The sequence below is a fragment of the Paraburkholderia sp. RL17-337-BIB-A genome, from assembly GCF_046025895.1.
Lineage (GTDB): Bacteria > Pseudomonadota > Gammaproteobacteria > Burkholderiales > Burkholderiaceae > Paraburkholderia > Paraburkholderia fungorum_C.
The window spans coordinates 2925888-2950752 of record NZ_JARESY010000001.1 but is presented as its reverse complement, the minus strand read 5'-3'; the positions used below and the strand labels follow the sequence as shown (position 1 = coordinate 2950752).

Sequence of the window (24865 nt, the reverse complement as noted above, 5' to 3'; positions counted from 1 at the left end):
CGGTTCAAGCACTCAGATTGATCAACCGCCGCGGAGTGTTTCCGGTGCGACTCATTTCTCAACTCACCGACCGGGTAGCGATAAAGCCCCGAGGCGCCCAACCTGCCGCAGAGCCGCCTTTGAACACGGGCACCTTGCACTGCCACGGGACTTTCTGATGCCCCTTTGCATCGCCATAACTCTGCCGCCAATGGCCGCGGCCTCAGGCGTAACTCTTTTCATTAGTTTCATTCGGCCGGCTGAACTGGCCCACGGAGAAAACTATGACTCAGGCCACGTCGTCTTCGAACGGAAAGCATTTCCTTTACCCGCTTACCACCCCGCAATTGGATATCTGGTTGGACCAGGTTCTGCATGGCGAGGCCCCTTTGTATAACATCGGGGGCTATGCCCGAATCAACGGCACGGTCGATGCGTCAAGGTTGCAACAGGCCTTCAATCAGGTCGTCAGCTGCCACGACGCCCTGCGCACTCAGTTGGTGCCCGGCTCGCCTGACCATCCTCTACCGCGACAACGGTTCCTTGAGCCGGTTACCCTACCGCTGGACTTGCTCGATGTGTCGGGGTATGGCGATCCAGAGGCCGCCGCATTGGCCTTGATGCAAGAAAACTTGCAGACTCCATTTTCCTTTGACGGCGGGTTGCTGTTTCGCATGAACCTGCTTAAGGTTCGGGAAGAGTCCTACTACTTCTTTCTCAATTGTCATCATCTGATCGCCGACGGCTGGGCCTTCGCCACGATTGGTCGGGCAATTGGCCAAGCCTATACCGCACCGCATAAACAAAAGGAAAGTGTGGCGTGCGCGCCGACTTATCGGGCGTATGTCGAGCACGAAAGAACCGACAGAGACTCGCTGCACTTTCAGCGCCAACGCCAGTACTGGCTGGATAAATATCGCACACTGCCCGAGCCGCTGCTCGCCCGCCGCTATGAAAGGCGATTCGTGCAGCGCCTGGCACCAAGCCAGAATCACGCCTGGCGCTTGCCACGCGCGCTTTACAATCGCCTCGACGAACTGGCGAAGGCCTCCAGCCGGGCGACTGTATTGCACGTGCTGCTAGGTACGCTGTACAGCTACTTTACACGCGTTGCCCAACGCGATGAGGTCGTGATCGGCCTGCCAATCCACAACCGCGCCAATGCCGCGCACAAAGCCACGGTCGGTTTGTTTGTCGGCATAAGTCCGGTACGCCTTAACCTGGGCACGGACCTGGGCTTTAGCGAGTTGGTCAGCAGGATTGCCCTGACGCTCAGGCAGGACTACCGTTATCAACGTTTTCCGTTGAGCGAACTGAACCGTGAACTTGGGTTGCAGAACCTGGGGCGGCGGCAATTGTTCGACTTGGTAGTGTCCTACGAGCTCGACCATGGCACTTGGTACGGTCCAGCATTCGCGCAGTCGGTCAAACTCAGCAATGGGTATGAACAAACGCCGCTGGCCATGCATGTTCGTGAGGCCGCGCCGGACGACGATGTGTGGATGCATTTCATCTATAACGAAGCCTATTTCGAAAAAGCTCAGGTCGAGGCGCTGCAACAGCGCTTCATGAGTATCCTGCAGAGCGTGGCCGCTGATTTTGACGTGCCGGTCAATACGCTCGATCTTATGCCGGACACTGAACGCCAGCAGGTACTGGATGAGTGGAATCGCACCGGCGTCGACTACCCGAAAGAGCCGCTGCTCCATCAGTTAATCGAGACCCAGGCCGCCGCTCGTCCTGAAGCGATAGCCGTGCGGTTCGAAGTTCGAACGCTGACCTATGGTGAACTCAACCGCCAGGCCAATCAGTTGGCCCACACCCTGCTCCAGGCGGGTATTCGCCCGGACGATCGAGTCGCCATCTGCCTGGAGCGCAGCCTGGAAATGGTGGTGGGTCTGTTGGGCATTCTTAAGGCAGGCGCCGCGTACGTGCCTATCGCCCCTGGTTTTCCAGGCGACCGATTGAGCCACATGCTGAGCGACAGCGCGCCAGGCGCCCTGATCACCACCCGTGCGTTACTGGCGAGCCTGCCCGCCGTGACCGCGCCGGTGTTGTGCCTGGATACCGACCATGAACGCTTATCCCGGCAACCGGAGCACAACCCAGACGCCGCGGCGCTCGGACTGACGCCTCAGCACCTCGCTTATGTGATTTACACCTCCGGTTCCACCGGCTTGCCCAAAGGGGTTATGAACCAGCATGACGGGGTCGTGAACCGATTGCTCTGGGCCCGCGATGCTTATGAGGTCAATGAGCACAGCCGTGTCCTGCAGAAGACTCCGTTCAGTTTCGATGTGTCCGTCTGGGAATTTTTCCTGCCGCTGCTTAGTGGCGCGCAACTGGTCGTCTGCGCCCCGGGCGGACATCAGGATCCCCGCTATTTGAAGGACATCATGGCGAGCGCCAGCATCACACTGGCGCATTTCGTACCGTCGATGTTGCAGCTATTTCTTGACCAGGCCGAGCCGCAACGCTTGCCTGACCTGAAGCAGGTACTGTGCAGTGGCGAAGCGTTGTCTTATGCCTTGCAGGAACGTTTTTTCGAACACTTGCCGAAAGTGCAACTGCACAACCTCTATGGTCCCACCGAAGCGGCTATCGACGTCACGGCCTGGCATTGTCGGCCGGGCTTGCACGAGGGCATCGTACCTATCGGCCAGCCGATCGCGAATATTCAGCTGTATATCCTCGACGCGAACCTGCAACTACTGCCACCGGGGATCGCCGGGGAGGTTCACATCGGCGGGATTGGCGTTGCACGGGGCTACCTGAACCGGCCAGAATTGACGGCCGGGCGATTTATCCGCGACCCGTTCCAGGCCGATCCCCAGGCACGCCTGTACAAGACGGGCGATCTGGGTCGTTGGTTGCCCGATGGCAGCATCGAATACCTGGGTCGCAACGATTTCCAGGTGAAGATTCGTGGCTTGCGTGTTGAGCCTGGCGAGATCGAAGCGCGCCTGGCCGCATGCGAAGGCGTCAAGGACGTGGTCGTGATCACACGTCAGGAAGCGAAGGGCGATGCGTACCTCAGCGCCTATATCGTGAGCGAACCGGGGTATGTACTTTCACAGCAAGCACTGCATGAAGCCTTGCGTCAGCAGGTACCCGACTACATGGTGCCCAGGCATCTGATTCAGGTGGAGCAGTTCCCGTTGAATGCCAACGGCAAGCTGGACCGCAAGGCGCTGCCCGAGCCCGGAGCAGTGTCGGGCAGTACCGATGCGACAGCGCCACGCACAGCGTTGGAACAGTCGTTGGCCGACCTCTGGCGCGACAACCTGAAGCTCATTGCGTTGGGGGTCCACGACAACTATTTCATGCTGGGCGGCGACTCCCTGAAGGTCATTCACTTGCAAGTCAAGGCCCGTGAACAAGGGATTGCGCTGACGGTGGCGCAGATTTATCGGCACCCAAGCATTGCTCAACTGGCCCAAAGCTTAGAGGCGCAAGGCGGCCAGGCGGCGAATCTGGGGCCCTTGGCGCACATGGCGCCTTTTGCGCTCGTGCCGGAGGCTATTCGCCTGGCCAGCAAGGGCCTGTTCGATGACGTGTTTCCAGCTTCGCAGCTGCAAGTCGGGATGATCTACCACTCGATGATGCACCCCGATTCTGCGATCTATCATGACATTTTCAGCTACCGCCTGCGCCTGCGTTGGGATGCCACTGCGTGGGACCGGGCCTGTAGCGCATTAATCCGGCGCCACCCGGCCTTGCGCATGTCGTTCGATCTCGGCCATGCCGAAGCTCCCATGGCTCGGGTGCACTCGACGGTCGAATCGCCCGTGCAGGTCATCGATGCCGTATCGCTGAATCCCCGTGCGCGTGAGCGGGCCGTTGCCGCCTATGTGGATGAACGCAAGCGTTACCGCGAAGACTGGCATTGGGCGCCGCTGTACAAGTTTTGTGTGTTCGTCGCAGCGGATGACATCGACCTGGTGTTCAGTTTCCACCATGCGATTCTCGATGGTTGGAGTGTCGCCACCTTGATGCATGACCTGATCACGCTGTACACCTCGGCCGACGGTGCCGATGCACTGCCGGTGTTGACAACCACACCTGCCGACTTCGCCTCCGTGGAACTGAATGCCATGGCGACCGATGCTCATGGCGTGTTCTGGGCCGATTACCTGCGCGACGCGCCAGTTGCCTCTATGACCAGTTGGGCCCATGCGGTTGCCCCGGACTCAGAGCCGCACCGCTCGGCCTACCGGGAAATTCCCGCACCGGACGCGGCCCGGCTCGAAGCGTTCTGCCGAGCACAGGACCTACCGTTACGCGCGGTGCTGCTGGCGGCTCACGGTTTCGCGCAAGCGATTGTTTCGAATCAGGAAGAGGTGCTGTGCGGTGTCATCAGCCATGGTCGGCCAGCGTTCGAGGATGCCGCATCGGTCCTGGGCTTGTTCCTCAATACCTTACCCGTGCGCTTCAGTAGGCGTGGCCAGACCTGGCTTGAGGTGATCCGGGCGTTGATGAGCCAGGAGCAACACGTGTTTGCCCACCGGCACTATCCGTTCGCGCTGATTCACCGCGAAACCGCCACGGCCGTGAACGTAGTGTTCAATTACGTCGATTTTTATGTACTCAAAGACATGGTGGCGAAGGGCGAAGAAATCGTGACCGGCTGGGAAACCATGGAAGCCAGTAACTACGACTTGTTGACCACGGCGGGGCGTCACCCTTTCAACGGTTCGCTGATGTTGAAAATGGACTACCGCACGGCGCGCGTCGCGGCAAGCCAGATCGAGGTCTATGCCGAATATATGCTGCGTACGCTTGAACTGATGATCGCCGACCCCGGCGCCACGCCACGCATACCGGCCTGGCTGCCCAGCATCGAGCGAACCACGCCGACGGCGGTCACGGCAGTACCTCATGGCAATCTTTCGACCTTGTTGCTGGATAGCTTCGCGCGCCATGACGAGCAGACCGCCGTGAGTTTTGAGCAGACCCACCTGTCGTACCGCCAACTGGCGAATGCCTGCGCACAACTGGTGAGTTGGCTGCATCAGCGCGGTATCGGTCAGGGAGATCGGGTGGCCATCATGATGCCGCGCTCGCCCGACCTGATCATAGCCCTGCTCGGTGTCGTACAGGCCGGCGCGGCTTACGTGCCGATTGATCTGAGCTACCCACAGGACCGCATCCGGCTGATTCTCGAGGATTCACAGCCGCGCCTCGTGCTGTTCGCCAATGCGTCTGCGGACCTGGTGACAGCACTGGCAAGCAAGGCAGACAAGCGTCACTGGGACAGCGTGGTCGCTGAGTTCGACGATAACCTGCCGCGCAGTCATGGCCTGGTCGCCTCGATTGCCGCAGGCGTTGCGGGGGGAGACAACGCTTACTTGCTCTATACGTCGGGCTCGACCGGACGCCCTAAAGGCGTGGCAATGCCGCACCGCGCATTGACCAATATGATCCTTTGGCAGAACCGCCAGCAGGCCGATGACGCCAGCACGGCCACACCCCTAAAGACCCTGCAATATTCGCCCATTTCGTTCGATGTATCGTTCCAGGAAATTCTCTCGACGCTGTCTTGCGGAGCAGAACTGGTGATGATTGATGAGGGGCTGCGCTATAACTTCATCCGGTTGTTGAAATTTATCTGTGCGCGGGGCGTTAATCGTGTTTTCCTGCCCTACGTCGCCCTTCAGAGTCTGGCCGAAGTCGTCATGCAATTAGGTATCCAGCCGGTTTCGCTGCGCCAGATCAGTGTGGCCGGCGAGCAGCTGAAAATCACCGCCGAAATCCGTAATCTGATTGATGGCCTCGGCGACTGTCGGGTCGAAAACCACTATGGCCCGACTGAGGCTCACGTGGTTACGTGCCAGAGACTTGAAGGCGCCGCCGCGACCTGGCCGAACATGCCACCGATCGGTGCGTCGATCGACGAGGTACGCATGCATGTTCTGGACGCGACGGGCAACGCATGCCCGGTCGGGGTCATTGGTGACCTATTCATCGAAGGTGTGTGCCTGGCGAACGGTTACTGGAATCAACCCGATCTGACCGCGGAACGCTTTGTCTATCGTCAGCTGGAGGGCAAGATCCGGCGCTTATATGAGACCGGCGACATCGGCTTTTACCTGCCTTGGGGCGAGCTTGTCTATCAGGGCCGAAGCGACGCGCAGGTAAAAATTCGCGGTTATCGCATCGAGCTGGGCGAGATCGAAGTGGCCATGCTCGGCTCCGGTCAGTTCGGCGCCGACATTCAGCAGGTGGCGGTTATCGACAAGCTTGCAGCGGATGGCAGTCGCTATCTGGTGGGTTTCGTTCAGGTCATGCCGGGGCGCGAGGTGGACCTGGATCGACTCAAGGCCGAGATGCGCCTGACGCTGCCCGATTACATGCTGCCGAACACGCTTGTCAGCATCGCGCAAATACCGCTTGGGCCCACCGGCAAGCTCGATCGCCAGCAATTGCAAAAGGTGGAGGTTCAACACACCCTGGTGCGGCCGTTTACCGCGCCCCGAAATTGCAGGGAAGACGTGTTGCAGGGCTACTGGCAAGAAATCCTGGGCCTGGAGGAGATCAGCGTTCATGACAATATCTTCGAGATCGGTGGCAACTCACTCAAGGCGGTCCGCCTGGTTGCCATGCTGGCCAGGTATCAGGGCTTCGAGCCGTCATTGTCCGACTTCGTCCAGGCTCCGACCATTGCCGAATTCGCCCATGTCCTGGAACAGACCGAGACTTGTCAGCATGGAACCGGCGTGCTTGTGGACTTCAAAAATGCCACGCGTGTGCCCACGCTGTTCCTGGTGCACCCGATCGGCGGTCATGTGCTGTGTTATGCGGCTCTGGCGCGAGTACTCAAGGACCAGGTTCACCTGTGTGCACTGCAAGCACCGGGTACGTGGGATACCCGCGAACCGTTGCTATCTGTGCAAACCCAGGCAGTGTATTACGCGGATGCCATTGAACAGGTCGCGCCCCAAGGCCCGCTGAATATTGGCGGCTGGTCGTATGGCGGTGTGGTGGCGTATGAACTGGCGAGCGAGTTGGAGCGGCGCGGGCGGCGTCTGCATAATGTGTTTTTGTTAGATACCATCGTGCGCGTCAGGCAAGGTGCGGTGCAGATAGAGCGCACCGACTTGATGAACTGGTTTATGTGGGAGTTGCTCAGCGGCGATGGCCAGAAAGAGTACGACTACCACGCCCTCGACGTCTCCTCCATGAACGACTCACAAGCCTTCGAGGCGATCAAACAGCACGGTATCGACCAGGGAATTTTCGACACGCACATCACCCTCGCGACGTTGGGTCAGCTGTACCGGGTCTTTCATACCAACTGGCAGTCGTTGGTGGACTACCGCTTCCCGCCATTGGACCTGCCGCTCACGCTGTTCGCCGCGGATGCCAGGTTACCCGATGTACTGCTAGCCCCCCATGAGCTGGTGGGTACCGCATTTCGCGATCCGTATCGTGGCTGGCGTTCGATTTCTCCACAGGTGGAGCGAATCGCTGTAGAGGGGAATCATTTGACCATGATGCGCGCGCCGCATATCGAACGGGTGGGTGAAGTTATCAAATCGAGAATTGAAGCGGCACGGGCGAAAAGCGCCCAACCCGCGGCGGCATTCGCACAGCCGTCACCGATGGTCACTGTGACGGAGGAGGATCAACAGCCTCTTTGATTCAATACCCAGTCGTTCCGGGCTCGATACAGGTGAAGCGGCATGACAGAACTCAGGAAAGTCATTGTGGTGGGGGCCGGTATCGGCGGGCTGACCGCAGCTATAGCGCTGCAGCGGGCCGGCTGGAAGGTCAAGGTTTTCGAAGCGGCCCAGGCGCTACGTACCGGTGGCGCCGGCTTATCAGTCATGGCCAATGCCATGGCGGCGCTGCATTCGATCGATGCCCATGTTCCGGTGGAGCAGGCGGGTCAAGTGATTCAGCATTTCTTCTTCAAAAAGCAGAATGGCGATCTCATCGCCAGCATGCCCATCCACGAGATCGGCGAACAGTTGGGCCACCCTAATGTGAATATTCAACGCCCTTTGCTGCTGCGCGCGCTGGCGCAGCAGCTCACGCCGGATACCCTGACAACAGGGTTGCGCTGCGTAAGTTATGCCCATCGCCCGGATGGGGTGAGGGTGTCGTTCGAAGACGACAGCACGCACGAGGCTGATCTGCTGATTGGCGCAGACGGTTTGAACTCAGTGATCCGTCAGCAGATGCTGGGCGAGACGCCAACGCGCCCATCCGGCTATATCGCGTGGCTGGCGGTAACGCCACTCAGCCACCCGGTGATGACCGAAGGCTATGTGGCGCATTACTGGGGCCGAGGCAAGCGCTTTGGGCTTTGCGATGTGGGAGATGGGCAGGCGTACTGGTGGGGAACCTGCAACCACGGCAACGCCGCAGATGCCGCTTTGAGCATCAGCAAACAGGAGGTGCTCAGCGCTTGCACTGGCTGGGCACCGGAAGTCATAGCGGCCGTCGAGGCCACGCCCGAGAGTGTCATACTGAAAATGCATGCCCAGGATCGCGAGCCCGTGGAGCAATTCTGTGATGGGCATGTGGTGCTGTTGGGCGATGCTGCTCATCCAATGCTGCCCAGCCTGGGTCAAGGCGCCGCACAGGCGATTGAAGATGCCGTGGTGCTGGCCGGTCATCTGGCGCGAACGCCAGACCTTCGCACTGCGCTGGCGCGCTACCAGGCGTGTCGACACCCGCGGGCCAATGCGGTGGTCAATGCCGCGCGTTTTATGAGTGGAATCGAACAGGCCGAGTCGAGATTCGGTTGCTGGTTGCGAGAATGGTACTTCCGCTTGACCCCGCAAAGCAGCTTCCGCAAAAAGAACATCGACATCTTGTCGTTCGAGCCATCTGCATAAGCAGGCTATCGACGCCGTTCCAATGCCGCCGCCAAAGGCAAAAACCCTCACCGCGCAGCGGACTTCCCCCCCTCCACAGCCGCTGCCTCCTCAGCCGCCGCATCCCGCGTCTCGGGCATCGCGGCCCACACCAGCAAAACGGCAAGCGCCCCCGCAGCAGCAAGCCCGAAAAAGCTCACAGCATTGCCAAAATGATCCGCCACAAACCCAGCAGCAGTCGTGCTCAGCGTCGCCCCAATCCCCGCAGCCAACCCGAACAACCCAATACAAAGGTTATACCGCCCCTTGCCGCCAGCCACATCGGCGGCAATCAACGGCAACATCACGCCGAACACCGCGGCACTCAGGCCGTCCAGCATCTGCACCGGCACCAGCAAATACGGGCTGCTGATCCCGGCAAACAACAACGCCCGTATCGGCAGCGCCGAAAACCCAAGCAGCAAAATCGGCCTGCGTCCCCACCGCTCGGCAGAGCGCCCAACCCATGGCGACATCATCGCGACAATCGCCTGCGGCACGATGATGCACGCCGCAATCACGAGTTGCACGTTGTCGCCCATGCCGGCCGTCACTTCGCCAGCGGCAAGATTCAGCATCGCCGCATTCGACAAGTGGAACAGCACGATACAAGCCGCAAACAGCAGCATCCGCTTGTCACGCAACAACTCGCGCAAACTCTCGCGCCGTTCAATCTGTTCCGGCGTCGGCCCGGCTTTCGGCAGTTCGATCGTGTCGGTACGCTGAATCATCATCAACGCGAACAGCGCCGGGACGGCCAGCACCGCAGTCAACCAGAACACCGCGCGCGGGGAATAGTATTCGCCGAATACGCCCATCAACCCAGCCGCCACGGCGCTGCCGATCGACGCCCAGCGCGCATTGCGTCCCAACCGGTCGCCCAGATTCGCACGCCCTACCAGCGCGAACGAGATCGCAGCCAGCGCCGGCGTCAGCATGCAGCTGGCAAAGCCGTGGAACACCTCGGCGGCAATCACCGGCAGCACGGTCGGGCTCGCGGCCAGCAGCACCGCGCTGAAGATGATCGCGAAGATCGCCCAGGCGGCAGCGCCTTTTTTGTTGCGCAGCGCGTCGACGGCAGCACCGCCCGGCACCTGGCTCACCATCGCGCTAATGGTGCCGACGGACAGCGCCATGCCGATTTCGCCCTGGGTCCATTTGTGCGAGGCGAGGTACGAAGCAATGAACGGCCCGAAACCCGTCTGCACGTTGGCGACGAAAAAATTCAGCCAATCGAGTGCGCGCAGACTGCGCGCGGTGACGAAAGTGCGGCCTGTCATCGGGCCGCCCTTGAGTTGGAACCCGCCGTGGCAGCCGCCGGCGCGGCAGACGCCGCAGCAGCGGGAGCAGATGCCGGCGGCGCCGGCGACACCGCGCGAATCGGTTTGTCGTTGGCGTACAGCGGCGTCGCGTTGATCTGCGCGTCGCTCAAATCGATCAGCGGATGCAGTTCCTTGTCTTTCATGACGAACCGCAGCGCCGACCAGTTGGCGGCAATCGTGCGCCGCTCGGTGCTGACCATGCCGTTGACGTCGAGCACGACCGCCTGCGGCTGCGCATTGGCGTCGATCAGCACGTCGATCACGCGGCCGACCTTGGCGCCGTTCGAGCGCTCGACATCGGTGTCGATCAGCGGCACTTGCATGACAGCGGATTTCGCCGAGGGAGCGGGCACGGCGGCCGCGTTGAGCGTGATCGGCGCAGCCTTCGCGGTCGGCACGAAGCGGAACGCGCTCCACGGGAAATTGACCTTGCGGTCGCCAACGCCGAGAAAGCCCTGCAGATTCACCACCATCTCGCGCGGCTTGCCGCTCGCATCCGCGATCATGTCGACCGCGCGGCCAACCACCTTGCCGTCAGGCTTCTGCACTTCGCTATCGAGCAACGCGCGCGCTTCGCTGCGCTCGATCGTGCGCAGCACGATCAGCGGCGGGGGCGGCGGCGGCGGTGGCGGGGGCGTGACGACCGGCGGCGGAGGTTCGACCTTGCGTGGCCTGACGACCGGCTTGCGGGGCTTCCTCGGCTGTTCGGGCTCGGCCGCTTCCTCCGTCTCGACCGGTTCCGGCTCTGAGGCCACCACGGGCGCGCTCGCGGGCTCGACCGGCATCACCGTGGCATCGACAATCGGCGCCTGCCGCGGGCCCCACAACAGGCTGCAGCCGGACAGCGCGAAGAGCGCGAACCCAGCAAGAATCAGTAGACGCCAGGCAGGACGCGAAAAACCGCCGCTCATCGGGAAGAACTCCATGGGCCGGTGCGGACGGGCGCTGTGGACCGCCGCTGTTAAGACATTCAGTCAAGTCAGGTAAGGGTCAGAGTGTAACCCGCGGCGCCGGGGCGGCCCCGTTTCGCAGGCTTTCTGACAGGTGTCCCCCACGCACGCTTCATGCCGCGTTGCGCGCTCCCGGCCGCGATCAAGGCCCGTTGTTGTGCGCCGAACCCATCAAAACCCTTTCACAACGTCATGACAAACCGTAGGTGTATACGCGCGGAGCGCCGACGTGGTTTGCCGCCCTTTAGAGGATATAAGCATCGCGACATGTCGGGCATGCCATCCATGCGATGGGAGATATATTTGTGTTGACCTACATTTCGAGACAGCAAAAGAAGGACGGAAGGCGGAATGTCCGGACGCATCGCAAGCCGACGTTCAAACCTTGCCACACCACATTAAATCAATGCAACGAGACGAACCTGATGGCGGCCCGAAACCGGGCCGTTTCAGCACGCTGATAAAGGAGGCTACTCATCATGATGGAACCCCACGCCCAACCGATTTCCGAAGTCGGCGCCGAATCATTCGACGGAAAGGGCTTTCTCGACCGCTACTTCGAAATCTCTTCACGCGGCAGTTCGCAGCGTACGGAAATTGTCGCGGGCATCACGACCTTCCTCGCGATGGTCTATTCCGTGTTCGTCGTGCCGGGCATGTTCGGCAAAGCGGGCTTCGATACCAGCGCGGTGTTCGTTGCCGTGTGCCTGACCACCGCGTTCGGCTCGTTGCTGATGGGCGTGTGGGCGCGTCTGCCGATCGCGATCGGCTGCGCGATTTCGCTGACGGCGTTCACCGCGTTCGGTCTCGTGCTCGGTAAAGGTCTGCATCCGAACGTCGCGCTCGGCGCGGTGTTCCTGATGGGTGTCGTCTTCACCGCGATCTCGGTGACGGGCGTGCGTTCGTGGATCCTGCGCAATCTGCCGACAGGCATCGCGCACGGCACGGGGATCGGCATCGGCTTGTTCCTGCTGCTGATCGCCGCGAATGACGTGGGTCTGGTCGTCAAGAATCCGGGCGCCGGTTTGCCGGTCGCGCTCGGCAATATCACGGCGTTGCCGGCGATCATGTCGGTGGCGGGTCTGGCGGCGATCTTCGGTCTGGTGCGCCGTCGCGTGCCGGGTTCGATCCTGATCGTGATCATTGCGATCTCGGCGATTGCTCTCATGATCGATCCGACGGTGGCGTTCCACGGCGTGTTTGCGGTGCCCTCGCTGAGCGCGCCGGGTCATGCCTCGCTGATCGGCGCGATGGATATCAAAGGCGCGCTGTCGATGGCAGTCTTGCCTAGCGTGCTGGCCCTCGTGATGACGGCCGTGTTCGACGCTACCGGCACGATTCGCGCGGTTGCCGGACAAGCCGGTCAACTCGACGAAAACGGCCGCATCATCAACGGCGGCCGCGCATTGACGGCGGATTCGCTGAGCTCGATTTTCTCGGGCCTGCTCGGCGGTGCGCCGGCGGCTGCCTACATCGAATCGACGGTTGGAGTTGCAGCCGGTGCGAAGACGGGCATGGCGGCAGCGGTGGTCGGTCTGCTGTTTCTCGTGGTGATGTTCTTCTCGCCGTTGGCCAGTCTCGTGCCTTCGTATGCGACGGCCCCGGCGCTGATGTACGTGGGTCTGCTGATGCTCTCGAACGTGAGCAAGCTGCACATGGACGACATGGTCGACGCGATGTCGGGTCTGATGTGCGCGGTGTTCATCGTGCTGACCGCGAACATCGTGACGGGCATCATGCTCGGCTTCGCAACGCTGGTGATCGGCCGCGTGGTGAGCGGCGAGTATCGCAAGCTGAACGTGGGTACGGTTGTCATCGCGATCGTGCTGGTCGGCTTCTATCTCGGCGGTTGGGCGATCTGATTCCGCCGCCTTGCGTCTTGCGCGATTTGCTGTGACGCGAGAGTGGGGCGGGCGTTCCCTGCCGCTTCGCTCGAACGTGTAGTCGGTTGTTCTCCACCTTGACGCGGCGTGTTGCAGGGTTTTTTATCTGCGATGCGTCGCGTATCTTTTTGCAGCGTCCCCTTTGCCGGTTCTTTCACCGGTTCTTTCGCAGCTTCATTCGCCGCCTCCTTTGCCGCTCTTTCACCGTTTCCTTCGCCTCTCCCTGCTCGCTTTGAAAAAGCACGCAGCTGTCCTTGACATCCCCTAGCGTGTTTCTATACTTAACCTCATGGTTAAGTTTAACGAAGCGTTACTCGATCGCACCTTTGCCGCGCTGTCCGATCCGACGCGGCGTGCGTTGCTCGCGCGTCTGTCACAACTGAACGATCTGTCGGTCAGCGAACTCGCCGAGCCATTTGCGATGTCCTTGCCCGCGGTGATGAAGCACCTCGACGTGTTGTCCGAGGCCGGTCTCATCACGCGTAGCAAAACCGGCCGCACGGTGGCGTGCCGCCTGTCCGCGGAACCCATGGAGGAAGCCATGGAGTGGCTCACCCGCTATCAGCGCTTCTGGTCCGGATCACTCGATCGTCTTGTTGCCTTCGTCGAAGAGGAGGCCCCATGTCCGTTGAGCCCGGCATCACCTTCTGGCGCCGAATCAGCGCCGCGCCCGCGAAAGCCGTCAGCGCGTCGACGCTAACGGCGCATCGTTGACTATCGCGCAAGCACAACGCGTCGAGGAAGACGCGCTCAGCCTGCATCGGTCATGCTGAGTGGCGATCTCGATTCGCCGGCACGCTACTTCAATGTAGTACGCCTGATTTTGCTCTATCGAACCTGCACGACGCAGACAAGGAGATGCACATGGACCCGCAACACCGGATCGGTACCAGGGAAGAATGGCTGGCCGCGAGCAAGGCGCTATTAGTCGAAGAGAAAGCGTACACACGCGCCGGCGATGAACTCGCCCGCAAACGCCGTGCACTGCCGTGGGTGAAGGTCGATAAGACCTACGTATTCGACACGCCGCAAGGCCGCAGGACACTCGCCGATCTGTTCGGCGGCCGTAGCCAATTGATCGTCTATCACTTCATGCTCGGCCCGGATTGGGAAGAGGGCTGTTTCGGCTGCTCGTTCGTGTCGGATCATATGGACGGCATCCTGACGCATCTTGAACATCACGACGTTTCGTACGTGTCGGTCTCGCGTGGACCGCTCGCGAAGATCGAGGCTTTCAGGAAACGTATGGGCTGGAAGTTTCCGTGGGTGTCGTCGAATGAGAGCGACTTCAATTTCGACTATCACGTGTCGTTCACGCCGGAGGAGATCGCCAGTAAAAAGGCGTTCTACAACTTCACCGAGCAGGACGTCGGCATCGACGAGCTATCCGGTCACAGCGTGTTCTACAAGGACGAAGTGGGCGACGTCTATCACACGTATTCCACTTACGGCCGCGGCGGCGAGCAGTTCCTCAGCACGTACGCGCATTTCGACGTCACGCCGAAAGGCCGCAACGAGAAGAAGAATATGGGTGACTGGCTCAAACATCACGATCGCTACGAAGCGACGGCGAATGGTTGCGCCGCGTGCGGCTCGTAATGGCGACGCGTGCGGCGGTCGTTTGGCAGGAGTGCGCACCCGTGACTACTGGCGGCTTACGGCTGTCTTTCAGTGGCGAGATAAAAGCGAGTCAGGACGGATGACGCTGCATCGCGCTGCGTCAAACTCAAAGCGTCATCTCGAGGGCAGGCTTGAGGAAGAACTCGATCGCCATCACCACGAGACCCATTACGGCGGCTGACAGCGTCAACGTGCCGTATTCGTCGTAGCGTGAATCGTACAGGCACGCCACGACGAAAATGATCGCCATGAGGTTGGTTAGCCAGTCGAAGTTCAGCGCGAAGTTCATCGATCAAATCCGGACTCACGCGCGACTCGTATCGTCGAATCGCGCAATTATGTGAACCGGATTCTAGCGAGTTGAGCTTACGGATTCGCAACGAAAGTGCTTACACTAATTACGCCCCGAAGGTAGCCCCGAAGGAAGTCTTCTCGGGGATGCTCTGCAGGAAGCGCCCTCGGCAGGCGCCCCGGAGAAAGTCTTCTTGGAGGATGCTTCCACAGGAAGCGCCCTTAACAGGCACCCCGGCGGAAAGTCACGCGGAGGCCATCATGTCGTGCTCAATCCAGTCGATCACCGACGTGCGTTCAGGCTGCCAGCCGAGCACTTTGCGTGCGCGCTCGCCGCGCACGCGGCTGTTCGAACCGAGCCCGTACGAAGCCATTTCGTAACCCCATTCCTTCTGTGCCTCCTCGAGCGGCCAGTCTTGCGCCTCGCCCAGTTTCATCACGCGGGCAATCGCGGCGCTCATGTCGCGAAACGATGCCTCGCCGCTTTCGACGAAGTAGAAGGTGGCCGCCGGCGTCTTCTCCAGCGCGAGGCGATAGAGTTCGGCGACGTCGTCGACATGCACGTTCGACCAGACATTGCCGCCGCTGCCGACATGCCGTACCACGCCGCTCTTTTGCGCCTGGCGCACGAGCCGCGGCAACTGCACGCTTGCGCTGCCCGGCACGGCGCCGTGGCCGTAGATCAGCGTGTTGCACAGCACCGCCGAGCGGATGTTCTGCTGCGCGGCCTTGAGCACGAGTTGATCGATGGCGACGCGCGCGGCTTTATCCGCGCTCGGCTCGGGCAGGGCGTCCTCGTGATAGATGCGTGCGTTGCCCGCTTCGCCGCCCGACGCATCGCCGACGATGCTCGAGCCGCTCGTATGCAGAAACGGCTTGCCGGAACCGGCGAGGCCGTCGATCAGCGCTTTCACTGCACCTTCATGGTCGCTGCTCGCGGCGTTGATGACCGCGTCGGCGGCTTTTGCTTCGGCGATCAGCAGGTCGCGGTCGTCGAGCGTGCCGATCACGGGTTCGATACCGAGGCGTTGCAACTCAGCGCTGTGCTCGGGCTTGCGGATCAAACCGCGCACCTGATGGCCGGCACGCACGAGGTGTGCCGCGATCGAACCGCCGATAAAGCCGCTTGCGCCAGTAATGAAAATCTTCAAGACGTTCTCCCTTGGGGTGGAAACACCGGAAACACGATGACATGGACGCAGTATCCGACGTCTTGATTCTCGCAAAAAGCGTATTAGTCTCAAATGAATCTTGATTTGAAATCAAAAATGAAGGCGTCCGCCAGCGGGTTCCCGGCGCTTAACTATTTTTTGTCCGGTTGCCGCCGAGGATTTTGAATGTGTATATACAAGTCAACGGCCATCACCATCGGCAGAAGCACGAAGCACGCTATCGCTCCCAAGCTAAGTCCGAAGCGATATGTATGCCAGGCAGGCATCCTGCCCTAATGGAAACCCCTAGTCCCGAACCTGCAAAAACCAGTTGTATATACAAGATGACGCCGCTAGACTTCTCTCAAATTGTATAGACAAGACAGGACACAACATCATGATGATTCTGAAACCCGGTTACCTGACCCTCCCGCAGCTGCGCCAGATCGCGCGCGAACACGTCGCGCTGCAACTCGATCCGGCCAGCCACGCCGCCATCGACGCCTGCGCCAAAGCCGTCGCCGATATCGCCGCCAAGGGTGAGCCGGCCTATGGCATCAACACGGGTTTCGGGCGTCTCGCCAGCACGCACATCCCGCACGACCAGCTCGAACTGCTGCAACGCAATCTGGTGCTGTCGCACGCGGTCGGCGTGGGTGAGCCGATGTCGCGTCCGGTCGTGCGTCTGTTGATCGCGCTGAAGCTGTCGAGCCTCGGCCGCGGCCATTCGGGCATCCGCCGCGAAGTGATGGAAGCGCTGATCACGCTGTACAACGCCGACGTGCTGCCGGTGATTCCGGTCAAGGGCTCGGTCGGCGCATCGGGCGACCTCGCGCCGCTCGCGCATATGTCGGCCACCTTGCTCGGCGTCGGCGAGGTGTTCGCCAAGGGCGAGCGCATGCCGGCCACCGAAGGCCTCGCGCTGGTCGGCCTGAAGCCGCTGACGTTGCAGGCGAAAGAAGGTCTGGCGCTGCTGAACGGCACGCAAGCCTCGACGGCGCTCGCGCTCTACAACATGTTCGCAATCGAAGACCTGTACCGCACCGCCCTGGTGGCGGGCGCGTTGTCGGTGGACGCAGCCGCGGGTTCGGTCAAGCCGTTCGACGCGCGCATTCACGAACTGCGCGGCCATCAAGGTCAGATCGATGCGGCCACGGCATACCGTTCGCTGTTGCAAGGCTCGGGCATCAATGTCTCGCACGCCGATTGCGACAAGGTGCAGGACCCGTACAGCCTGCGCTGCCAGCCGCAAGTGATGGGCGCGTGTCTGGATCAGATGCGCCATGCGGCCGAGGTGCTGCTGCTGGAAGTCAACGCCGTCTCCGACAATCCGCTGATTTTCCCGGACACGGGCGAAGTGCTGTCGGGCGGCAACTTCCACGCTGAGCCGGTTGCCTTCGCTGCCGACAACCTCGCGCTGGCTGTCGCTGAAATCGGCGCACTGGCCGAGCGCCGCATCGCGCTGCTGATCGACGCGACGCTGTCGGGCCTGCCGCCGTTCCTCGTGCGCGACGGCGGCGTGAACTCCGGCTTCATGATTGCTCACGTGACGGCTGCCGCGCTCGCCTCCGAGAACAAGACGCTCGCGCATCCGGCTTCGGTCGATTCGCTGCCCACCTCCGCGAACCAGGAAGATCACGTTTCGATGGCGACGTTCGCCGCGCGCAAGCTCGGCGACATCGCTGAAAACGTGGCGAACATTCTGTCGATCGAGTTGCTCGCCGCGGCGCAAGGCGTCGATCTGCGCGCGCCGCACAAGACCAGCCCGAGCTTGCAGAAAGTGATGGACGCGGTGCGCAAGGACGTCGCGCATTACGAGCTCGATCACTACTTCGCACCGGATATCGAGGCGGTGACGCATCTCGTGCAAAACGGCACGATCGCGAAGCTGAGCCCGTTCTCGTTCGCGTCCGAACAGTAAGCTCGCACAACACATTTCAAGCACGCACATCAAGCCAATGAACGCACCGGCCTACCAGGGCATCAAGGACTTCATCCTCGGCCGCATCCATGCGGGCGAATGGGCTGAAGGCGACCAGGTGCCCTCCGAAAACGAGCTCGCGCGCGAATTCAACGTCGCGCGCATGACGGTCAACCGCGCGTTGCGCGAGTTGACTTCGGAGCAGGTGCTCACGCGTGTGCAGGGCTCGGGCACGTTCGTGGCCCGGCCCAAGTATGAATCCACGCTGGTGGCGATCCGCAGCATCTCCGACGAAATCGTCGCGCGCGGTCATCGTTATCAGGCGAAGGTGCTGCACATCGGCGCGAGCATCGCCGACGAAGCGCTCGCCGAAGAAATGCGGGTGAGCGCGGGCAGTCCGGTGTTTCATTCACGCGTGCTGCATTTCGAAAACGACGAACCGGTGCAACTCGAAGAACGCTGGGTCAACCCGGCGGTCGCGCCCGAGTATGCCTTGCAGGACTTCACGAACACCACGCCGAACCAGTATCTGGTGCGCGTGGCGCCGTTGCAGCGAGTCGAGTACCGCATCGAAGCATTGGCGGCGGACGCGGACACGCGCGCGCTGCTGACCATGGATGAACTCGAACCGTGTCTCGTGCTGCATCGGCGCACGTGGTCGCAAAGCCAGGTCGCTTCGATCGCCAATCTCTGGCATCCGGGCAGCCGCTATCGCTTCACTGGACATTTCTGATTTCGCCGCTTTTTCAGACTCGTTTTCCCGGCTTATTTTCCGATCTTCTCCCGAACATTTTCACGCATTCCGAGGGCCACCATGAACAACCCGAAACACATCGACCCGCGTCTGGACCCGACCCGCACGATCCGCGCACCGCGCGGCGCGGAAAAAACCTGCAAGACCTGGATCGCGGAAGCCGCGTACCGGATGATCCAGAACAATCTGGACCCGGAAGTCGCCGAGCATCCGCATGCGCTGGTCGTGTACGGCGGTATCGGCCGTGCCGCGCGTAACTGGGATTGCTTCGATCAGATCCTCGCGTCGCTGAAGGACCTGAACGAAGACGAGACGCTGCTGATTCAATCGGGCAAGCCGGTCGGTGTGTTTCGCACGCATGCGGACGCACCGCGCGTCTTGCTGGCGAATTCGAATCTGGTGCCGCATTGGGCGACGTGGGAACACTTTCACGAACTCGATCGCAAGGGCTTGATGATGTACGGGCAGATGACGGCGGGCAGCTGGATCTATATCGGCAGCCAGGGCATCGTGCAGGGCACCTACGAAACGTTCTTCTCGGTGGCGAATCAGCATTTCAACGGCGATCCGTCGGGCCGCTGGATTCTGACGGGCGGTCTCGGCGGCATGGGCGGCGCGCAGCCGCTGGCAGCGACCATGGCCGGTTTCTCGATGATCGCGGTGGAATGCGATGAAACGCGTATCGACTTCCGTCTGAAGACGCGCTATGTCGACAAAAAAGCGCAGACGCTCGACGAAGCGCTCGCCATGCTCGAAGAGGCGAAGAAAGCGGGCAAGCCGGTGTCGATCGGCCTGCTCGGCAACGCAGCGGATGTGTTCGCTGAATGCGTGACGCGTGGCATCACGCCGGATTGCGTGACCGATCAAACCAGCGCGCACGATCCGATTCACGGTTACCTGCCGCAAGGCTGGAATGTCGAAGACTGGCGCGAGCGTATGAAGACCGTGCCGGACAGCATCGTGCTGCCCGCCAAGCAGTCGATGGCCAAGCAGGTCCAGGCGATGCTCACGTTGCAGGAACGCGGCGCGGCCACGCTCGATTACGGCAACAACATCCGTCAGATGGCATTGGAAATGGGCGTGGAAAACGCGTTCGATTTTCCGGGCTTCGTGCCGGCGTATATCCGTCCGTTGTTCTGCGAAGGCAAGGGCCCGTTCCGTTGGGTCGCGCTGTCGGGCGATCCGGAGGACATCTACAAGACCGATGCGAAGGTCAAGGAACTGATCCCCGACGATCCGCATCTGCACAACTGGCTCGACATGGCGCGCGAACGCATCGCGTTCCAGGGGCTGCCGGCGCGGATCTGCTGGGTCGGCGTGAAAGACCGTTATCGTTTAGGCCAGGCCTTCAACGAAATGGTCAGGAACGGCGAGCTGAAGGCGCCGATCGTGATCGGCCGCGATCACCTCGATACCGGTTCGGTGGCCAGCCCGAATCGCGAAACCGAATCGATGAAGGACGGCTCGGACGCGGTCAGCGACTGGCCCTTGCTCAACGCACTGCTGAACACCGCAGGCGGCGCGTCGTGGGTCTCGCTGCATCATGGCGGCGGGGTCGGCATGGGCTTCAGCCAGCACTCCGGCGTCGTGATCGTCGCCGACGGCACGGATGCAGCCAAAGAACGCCTCGGCCGCGTGCTGTTCAACGACCCGGCGACCGGTGTGATGCGTCACGCGGATGCGGGCTATGAACTCGCCCAGGAAACGGCGCGCGAGGCAGGTTTGAATCTGCCGATGCTGGGTCGTTGATCGTGGCGCTTCACAGCCCGCTTGTCGATAACATGGCAACCACGACGCTGATTCGCGGCGCCGACCTCGTGGCGGCGCCGTGGAAAAACGGCGGCGGCGTCACGCGTGAGGTGGCGGCGTTTCCGCTACACGCGGGGCTCGACGCATTCACGTGGCGCGTGAGCATCGCCGACGTGGCGCAGGCCGGTCCGTTCTCGCGTTTTGCGGGTATCGACCGCACGTTGGTATTGTTGTCCGGCGCGGGCATGTTGCTCGACGAAACAGACGACACTGACGCGCACGCCGTGAAGACCCATGCGTTGACTCAGCCGCTCGATATCGCGCAGTTTGCGGGCGAAGCGGGGATCGATGCACGCCTCGTCGACGGCGCCACGCGCGACTTCAACCTGATGGTCCGCCGTGGCGCGGCGCTGGGCGAGACAGAAGTGTGGCGCGGCGCTACGCAGCGTACGTTGTCCGCCGACGTGGTGCTGTTGTTCTGCGCAAGCGGTTCGCTTCAGGTCGCGCTCCGTGGCGACGCTCAACCGCGCGCGCTCGAAGCTGACGACACGCTGCGCATCGACACACCGAACGCGCTGTCATGTTTGATCGAGGGCACGGGCGCGTTGCTCGCGATCAGCATCCGCTATATGTGATGAGCGTAACAACGACGACGATTCGCGCACGCGCTTAAGGCCTGGCGAAGCAAGCCAGGCGAAGCGCGCCGCGAACCACCACAGACACGCAACGAGCTGCAAAGAGCACGCGATGAAGCAAACCGTCTGGCATCACCTGAAACTGTGCCCCCAGGGCGATCCCCAACACACGCTGCCCGATGCTGCGATTGCCGTTGAAAACGGCAAAATCGCATGGCTCGGCGCGGCCTCCGAATTACCCGCCGATTACGCCGCATGGCCGCGCGAAGATCTGCATGGTGCGTGGGTGACGCCGGGTCTCGTCGATTGCCATACGCATCTGGTGTACGGCGGGCAGCGCGCCGATGAATTCGCGCAGCGCCTCGCGGGGGTCAGCTATGAGGAAATCGCGCGGCAGGGTGGCGGTATTGTCTCGACGGTGCGCGCCACGCGTGCCGCCGACGAAGACTCGCTGTTCCGCCAATCGGCCGCGCGCCTCGAACCGCTGCTCGCCGAAGGCGTGACGGCGATCGAAATAAAATCCGGCTACGGCCTCGATCTCGCCAGCGAACGCAAGATGCTGCGCGTTGCGCGCCGGTTGGGCGAGCGCTATCCGGTGACGGTCTATACGACGTTTCTCGGCGCGCATGCATTGCCGCCCGAATTCGCGGGAAGAGCCGATGCCTATATCGACGAAGTCTGTAATACGATGCTGCCCGCGCTCGCCGACGAAGGCCTCGTCGATGCGGTCGACGTGTTTTGCGAGCGTATCGGTTTTTCGCTGGAACAAAGCGAACGCGTGTTTAAAGCCGCCGAGCGCTATAAGTTGCCGGTGAAAATGCACGCCGAGCAGTTGTCGAACGGCGGCGGCACGGCATTGGCCGCGCGCCATCATGCGCTGTCCGCGGATCACCTTGAGTTTCTCGACGAAGCGGGTGTCGCCGCGATGAAAGCGTCCGGCACCGTCGCCGTACTGCTGCCCGGCGCGTATTACTTCATCCGCGAGACGCAACTGCCGCCTTTGGACTTGCTGCGGCGCTATCAGGTGCCGATCGCGATTTCCACCGACAGCAATCCCGGCACATCGCCCACCACGTCGCTGCTGCTCATGATGAACATGGCGACCACGCTGTTCCGCATGACCGTGCCCGAAGTGCTGCAAGGCGTGACCTCGCATGCTGCGCGTGCGCTCGGCAAGGCAGATACGCACGGTTCGCTGGAAGCAGGGCGCGCGGCGGATTTCGCGGTGTGGTCGGTGGCAACGCTGGCCGAGCTGGCCTACTGGATTGGGCGTCCGTTGTGCGCGCGAGTCGTGCGCGCGGGCGAGACCGTTTATGCACGGCGTGAATTGAGCTAGGGCCTGAGAGATGATGCAAACACAACGATCACTATTCGCCGATCACGCCTATCTGCCCGACGGCTGGCGCCGCAATGTGCTGCTGGAATGGGACGCAAATGGCACGCTGACGTCGGTTACGCCCGATACGGCTGGTGTTCCTGAAGGCGTTGAAAAAGCCGCCGGTCCTGTCTTGCCCGGCATGCCGAATCTTCACTCGCATGCGTTTCAACGCGCGATGGCCGGCCTCACCGAATATCGCGCCGCATCGGGCACCGGGGCCACCGATAACTTCTGGAGCTGGCGCGACCTGATGTATCGCTTTGCGGCGCGGATCACGCCGGAAGGACTCGCTGCTGTCGCGCAGTGGTTGTACATCGAGATGTTGAAAGCGGGCTATACGTCGGTCTGCGAATTTCACTACGTGCATCACACGCCGGATGGCAGCCGCTATTCGAACCAGGCGGAACTGGCGCAGCGTGTGGTGGACGCGGCTTCGACGAGCGGCATCGGCATGACGATGCTGCCCGTGCTGTATCAGTACAGCGGTTTCGGTTCGCGTGCACCGCGCGAAGATCAGCAGCGCTTCATCAATACGCCGGAGAGTCTGCTCGATCTGCTCGGCACGTTGCGCGCGGCGCGGCCTGAGAGCGCCGCATTGCGTTATGGCGTGGCGCCGCATTCGTTGCGCGCGGTATCGGCCGAGTCGTTGCGTGACTTGCTGAGCGGTATCGATAGAAGCGCGCCGGTTCACATCCACATCGCCGAGCAAACCGCCGAAGTCGACGCCTGCCTCGAAACCGAAGGGGCGCGGCCGGTGCAATGGCTGCTCGATCGCTTCGATGTGGACAGCCGCTGGTGCCTCGTGCATGCCACGCACGTCGATGCGAACGAAACGCTTGCGCTCGCAAAAAGCGGCGCGGTCGCCGGTTTGTGTTTGACCACCGAAGCCAATCTCGGCGACGGCATTTTTCCGGCACACGAGTACCTCGACGCGCAAGGGCGCATCGGCGTCGGTTCGGATAGCCATATCGGCGTCGACTGGCGGGCGGAATTGCGTTTGCTCGAATACGGCCAGCGTCTTACGCGACGTCAGCGCAACGTGCTGGCATCGGCGCGGGCCACGCATGTGGCCGATCGTTTGTTCGACGCCGCGCTCGACGGCGGCGCGCACGCAACGGGCCGTGCCGTCGGCGCGCTGCAGGCTGGCAAGCGTGCCGACTGGCTGGTACTCGATCCCGTTCATTCGAGCATCGCCGAGCACGCGCCGAACGCGTGGCTCTCGGGCGTTGTATTCTGCGAGCATGGCGAGACGCCGATTCGCGACGTCTACACGGGCGGCGACAAGGTCGTCGACAACCGTCGGCATCGCGATGAAGAGGGTGCTTACGCGCGCTATCGCGGGGCGCTCGCCGATTTGCTCAGGTGAGCGGCTGAATGCCACATGCTGAAGCGAAATGCGCGCGTGAATTGCCGAATAAACTGAGATTTCTTTCGATCCCATCGATTCCGGACTGACATGACTGCTTCGTCTATTGCAACTACTCCGCCGGTTTTGTCGCTGCATCAAGGCAGCCTGCCGTTGCTGATTTCGATCCCGCATCTGGGCACGCAAATTCCCGCCGATATCGCCGCGACGATGACGCCGGTCGCGCAGCGCACCGACGACTGCGACTGGCACCTCGACCGTCTCTACGCGTTTGCGAGGCGCATGGGCGCGTCGATTCTCGCGCCGACGTACGCGCGTTATGTGATCGATCTGAACCGTCCGCCCGATGGCGCGAATCTCTATCCGGGGCAGGACACCACCGGCTTGCTGCCGGTCGATACCTTCGACAAGGAACCCTTGTACCTCGAAGGCCATCTGCCGACCGATGCCGAAGTCGCACGCCGGCGCGATGCTTACTGGAAGCCCTATCACGATGCGCTGGCGGGCGAGCTTGCCGCGCTGAAGGCGAAGCACGGCAAGGTGCTGCTGTGGGAGGCGCATTCGATCCGCTCGCAGGTGCCGCGGTTTTTCGAGGGACGTCTGCCGGATTTCAATTTCGGCACGTCGAACGGCGCCAGCGCGGTGGCGGGAGTGGGCGAGGAACTGGCCGCGGTGGTCGAGCGGCATGGCGGGTATTCCGCTGTCGCCAACGGGCGCTTCAAGGGCGGCTATATCACGCGGCAGTATGGGCAGCCCTCGCAGGGTGTGCACGCGGTACAGCTCGAGTTGTCGCAGATTACGTATATGGAGGAGCAGATGCCGTATGCGTATGACGAGACACTGGCCGTGAAGGTCCAGCCTCTGCTTGAAGAACTGGTGGCGACGGCTTTGGAGCGCATCAAGGCAGCGTGACCCACCGCTCGCGCGCGTCGACCCGGTCGGCGCCGCTGTCGTCGCTTTTCATCTGATCTCCCTGCGGCGTTCACGGCGCTTCGCGTCGCGCGA

The 24865-nt window shown here is 61.7% G+C and carries 16 protein-coding genes; 12 read left to right on the top strand and 4 right to left on the bottom strand.

Annotated elements, in window-relative coordinates:
* Positions 1-263 precede the first annotated feature (263 nt).
* Together P0D84_RS13180 and P0D84_RS13175 are read left to right on the top strand one after the other, a co-directional pair.
* Complete coding sequence (locus tag P0D84_RS13180) at positions 264-7619, top strand: non-ribosomal peptide synthetase (protein WP_408336988.1); 7356 nt, start codon at positions 264-266, stop codon at positions 7617-7619.
* A gap of 42 nt (positions 7620-7661) precedes the next feature.
* The gene (locus P0D84_RS13175) at positions 7662-8822 is read left to right on the top strand and encodes an FAD-dependent monooxygenase (RefSeq protein WP_408336986.1); all 1161 of its coding nucleotides are present in this window, start codon (positions 7662-7664) and stop codon (positions 8820-8822) included.
* Positions 8823-8869: 47 nt separating this feature from the next.
* On the opposite strand, the gene P0D84_RS13170 is transcribed toward P0D84_RS13175, so the two are convergent.
* Entirely contained in the window at positions 8870-10120 is a 1251-nt protein-coding gene (locus P0D84_RS13170; RefSeq protein WP_408336984.1) for an MFS transporter, read from the bottom strand.
* Positions 10117-11073, bottom strand: a complete 957-nt coding sequence (locus P0D84_RS13165) for a PRC-barrel domain-containing protein (RefSeq protein WP_408336982.1) — start codon at positions 11071-11073, stop codon at positions 10117-10119. Before P0D84_RS13165 ends, P0D84_RS13170 begins: the two co-directional genes overlap by 4 nt.
* Positions 11074-11591: 518 nt before the next feature.
* On the opposite strand from P0D84_RS13165, the gene P0D84_RS13160 reads away from it, so the two are divergent.
* From P0D84_RS13160 to P0D84_RS13150, 3 genes are all read left to right on the top strand, one after another.
* Positions 11592-12974 (top strand): NCS2 family permease, encoded by a 1383-nt coding sequence (locus tag P0D84_RS13160; protein ID WP_408336980.1) that lies wholly within the window; start codon positions 11592-11594, stop codon positions 12972-12974.
* A 310-nt stretch (positions 12975-13284) separates the two neighbouring features.
* The gene (locus tag P0D84_RS13155) at positions 13285-13695 is read left to right on the top strand and encodes an ArsR/SmtB family transcription factor (protein ID WP_408336978.1); all 411 of its coding nucleotides are present in this window, start codon (positions 13285-13287) and stop codon (positions 13693-13695) included.
* A 164-nt stretch (positions 13696-13859) separates the two neighbouring features.
* Positions 13860-14594 (top strand): DUF899 domain-containing protein, encoded by a 735-nt coding sequence (locus P0D84_RS13150; protein ID WP_408336976.1) that lies wholly within the window; start codon positions 13860-13862, stop codon positions 14592-14594.
* 127 nt (positions 14595-14721) lie between these two features.
* On the opposite strand, the gene P0D84_RS13145 is transcribed toward P0D84_RS13150, so the two are convergent.
* Together P0D84_RS13145 and P0D84_RS13140 are read right to left on the bottom strand one after the other, a co-directional pair.
* Positions 14722-14904, bottom strand: coding sequence for a hypothetical protein (locus P0D84_RS13145; RefSeq protein ID WP_408336974.1), 183 nt, complete (start codon positions 14902-14904; stop codon positions 14722-14724).
* Positions 14905-15151: 247 nt separating this feature from the next.
* A complete protein-coding gene (locus tag P0D84_RS13140; protein WP_408336972.1) occupies positions 15152-16057 on the bottom strand; it encodes an NAD-dependent epimerase/dehydratase family protein in 906 nt (301 codons plus the stop codon).
* A 397-nt stretch (positions 16058-16454) separates the two neighbouring features.
* Here P0D84_RS13140 and hutH point away from each other — a divergent pair, with 397 nt between their 5' ends.
* The 7 genes from hutH (at position 16455) to hutG (ending at position 24772) form a co-directional block, all read left to right on the top strand.
* Entirely contained in the window at positions 16455-17978 is a 1524-nt protein-coding gene (hutH, locus tag P0D84_RS13135) for a histidine ammonia-lyase (protein ID WP_408336970.1), read from the top strand.
* Between the two features lie 37 nt (positions 17979-18015).
* Positions 18016-18711, top strand: a complete 696-nt coding sequence (gene hutC, locus P0D84_RS13130; protein WP_408336968.1) for a histidine utilization transcriptional repressor HutC — start codon at positions 18016-18018, stop codon at positions 18709-18711.
* Between the two features lie 81 nt (positions 18712-18792).
* Positions 18793-20481 carry a urocanate hydratase gene (hutU, locus tag P0D84_RS13125; protein WP_408336966.1) on the top strand — a complete coding sequence of 563 codons (1689 nt, stop codon included), beginning with the start codon at positions 18793-18795 and terminating at the stop codon, positions 20479-20481.
* 32 nt (positions 20482-20513) lie between these two features.
* Positions 20514-21116: a HutD/Ves family protein gene (locus tag P0D84_RS13120; RefSeq protein ID WP_408336964.1), complete on the top strand. Its 603-nt coding sequence runs from the start codon at positions 20514-20516 to the stop codon at positions 21114-21116.
* Between the two features lie 112 nt (positions 21117-21228).
* On the top strand, positions 21229-22452 hold the full coding sequence (gene hutI / locus P0D84_RS13115) for an imidazolonepropionase (RefSeq protein ID WP_408336962.1): 1224 nt from the start codon (positions 21229-21231) through the stop codon (positions 22450-22452).
* A gap of 10 nt (positions 22453-22462) precedes the next feature.
* Positions 22463-23860, top strand: a complete 1398-nt coding sequence (locus P0D84_RS13110; protein ID WP_408336960.1) for a formimidoylglutamate deiminase — start codon at positions 22463-22465, stop codon at positions 23858-23860.
* Between the two features lie 90 nt (positions 23861-23950).
* A complete protein-coding gene (gene hutG / locus P0D84_RS13105; RefSeq protein WP_408336958.1) occupies positions 23951-24772 on the top strand; it encodes an N-formylglutamate deformylase in 822 nt (273 codons plus the stop codon).
* Positions 24773-24865 lie beyond the last annotated feature (93 nt).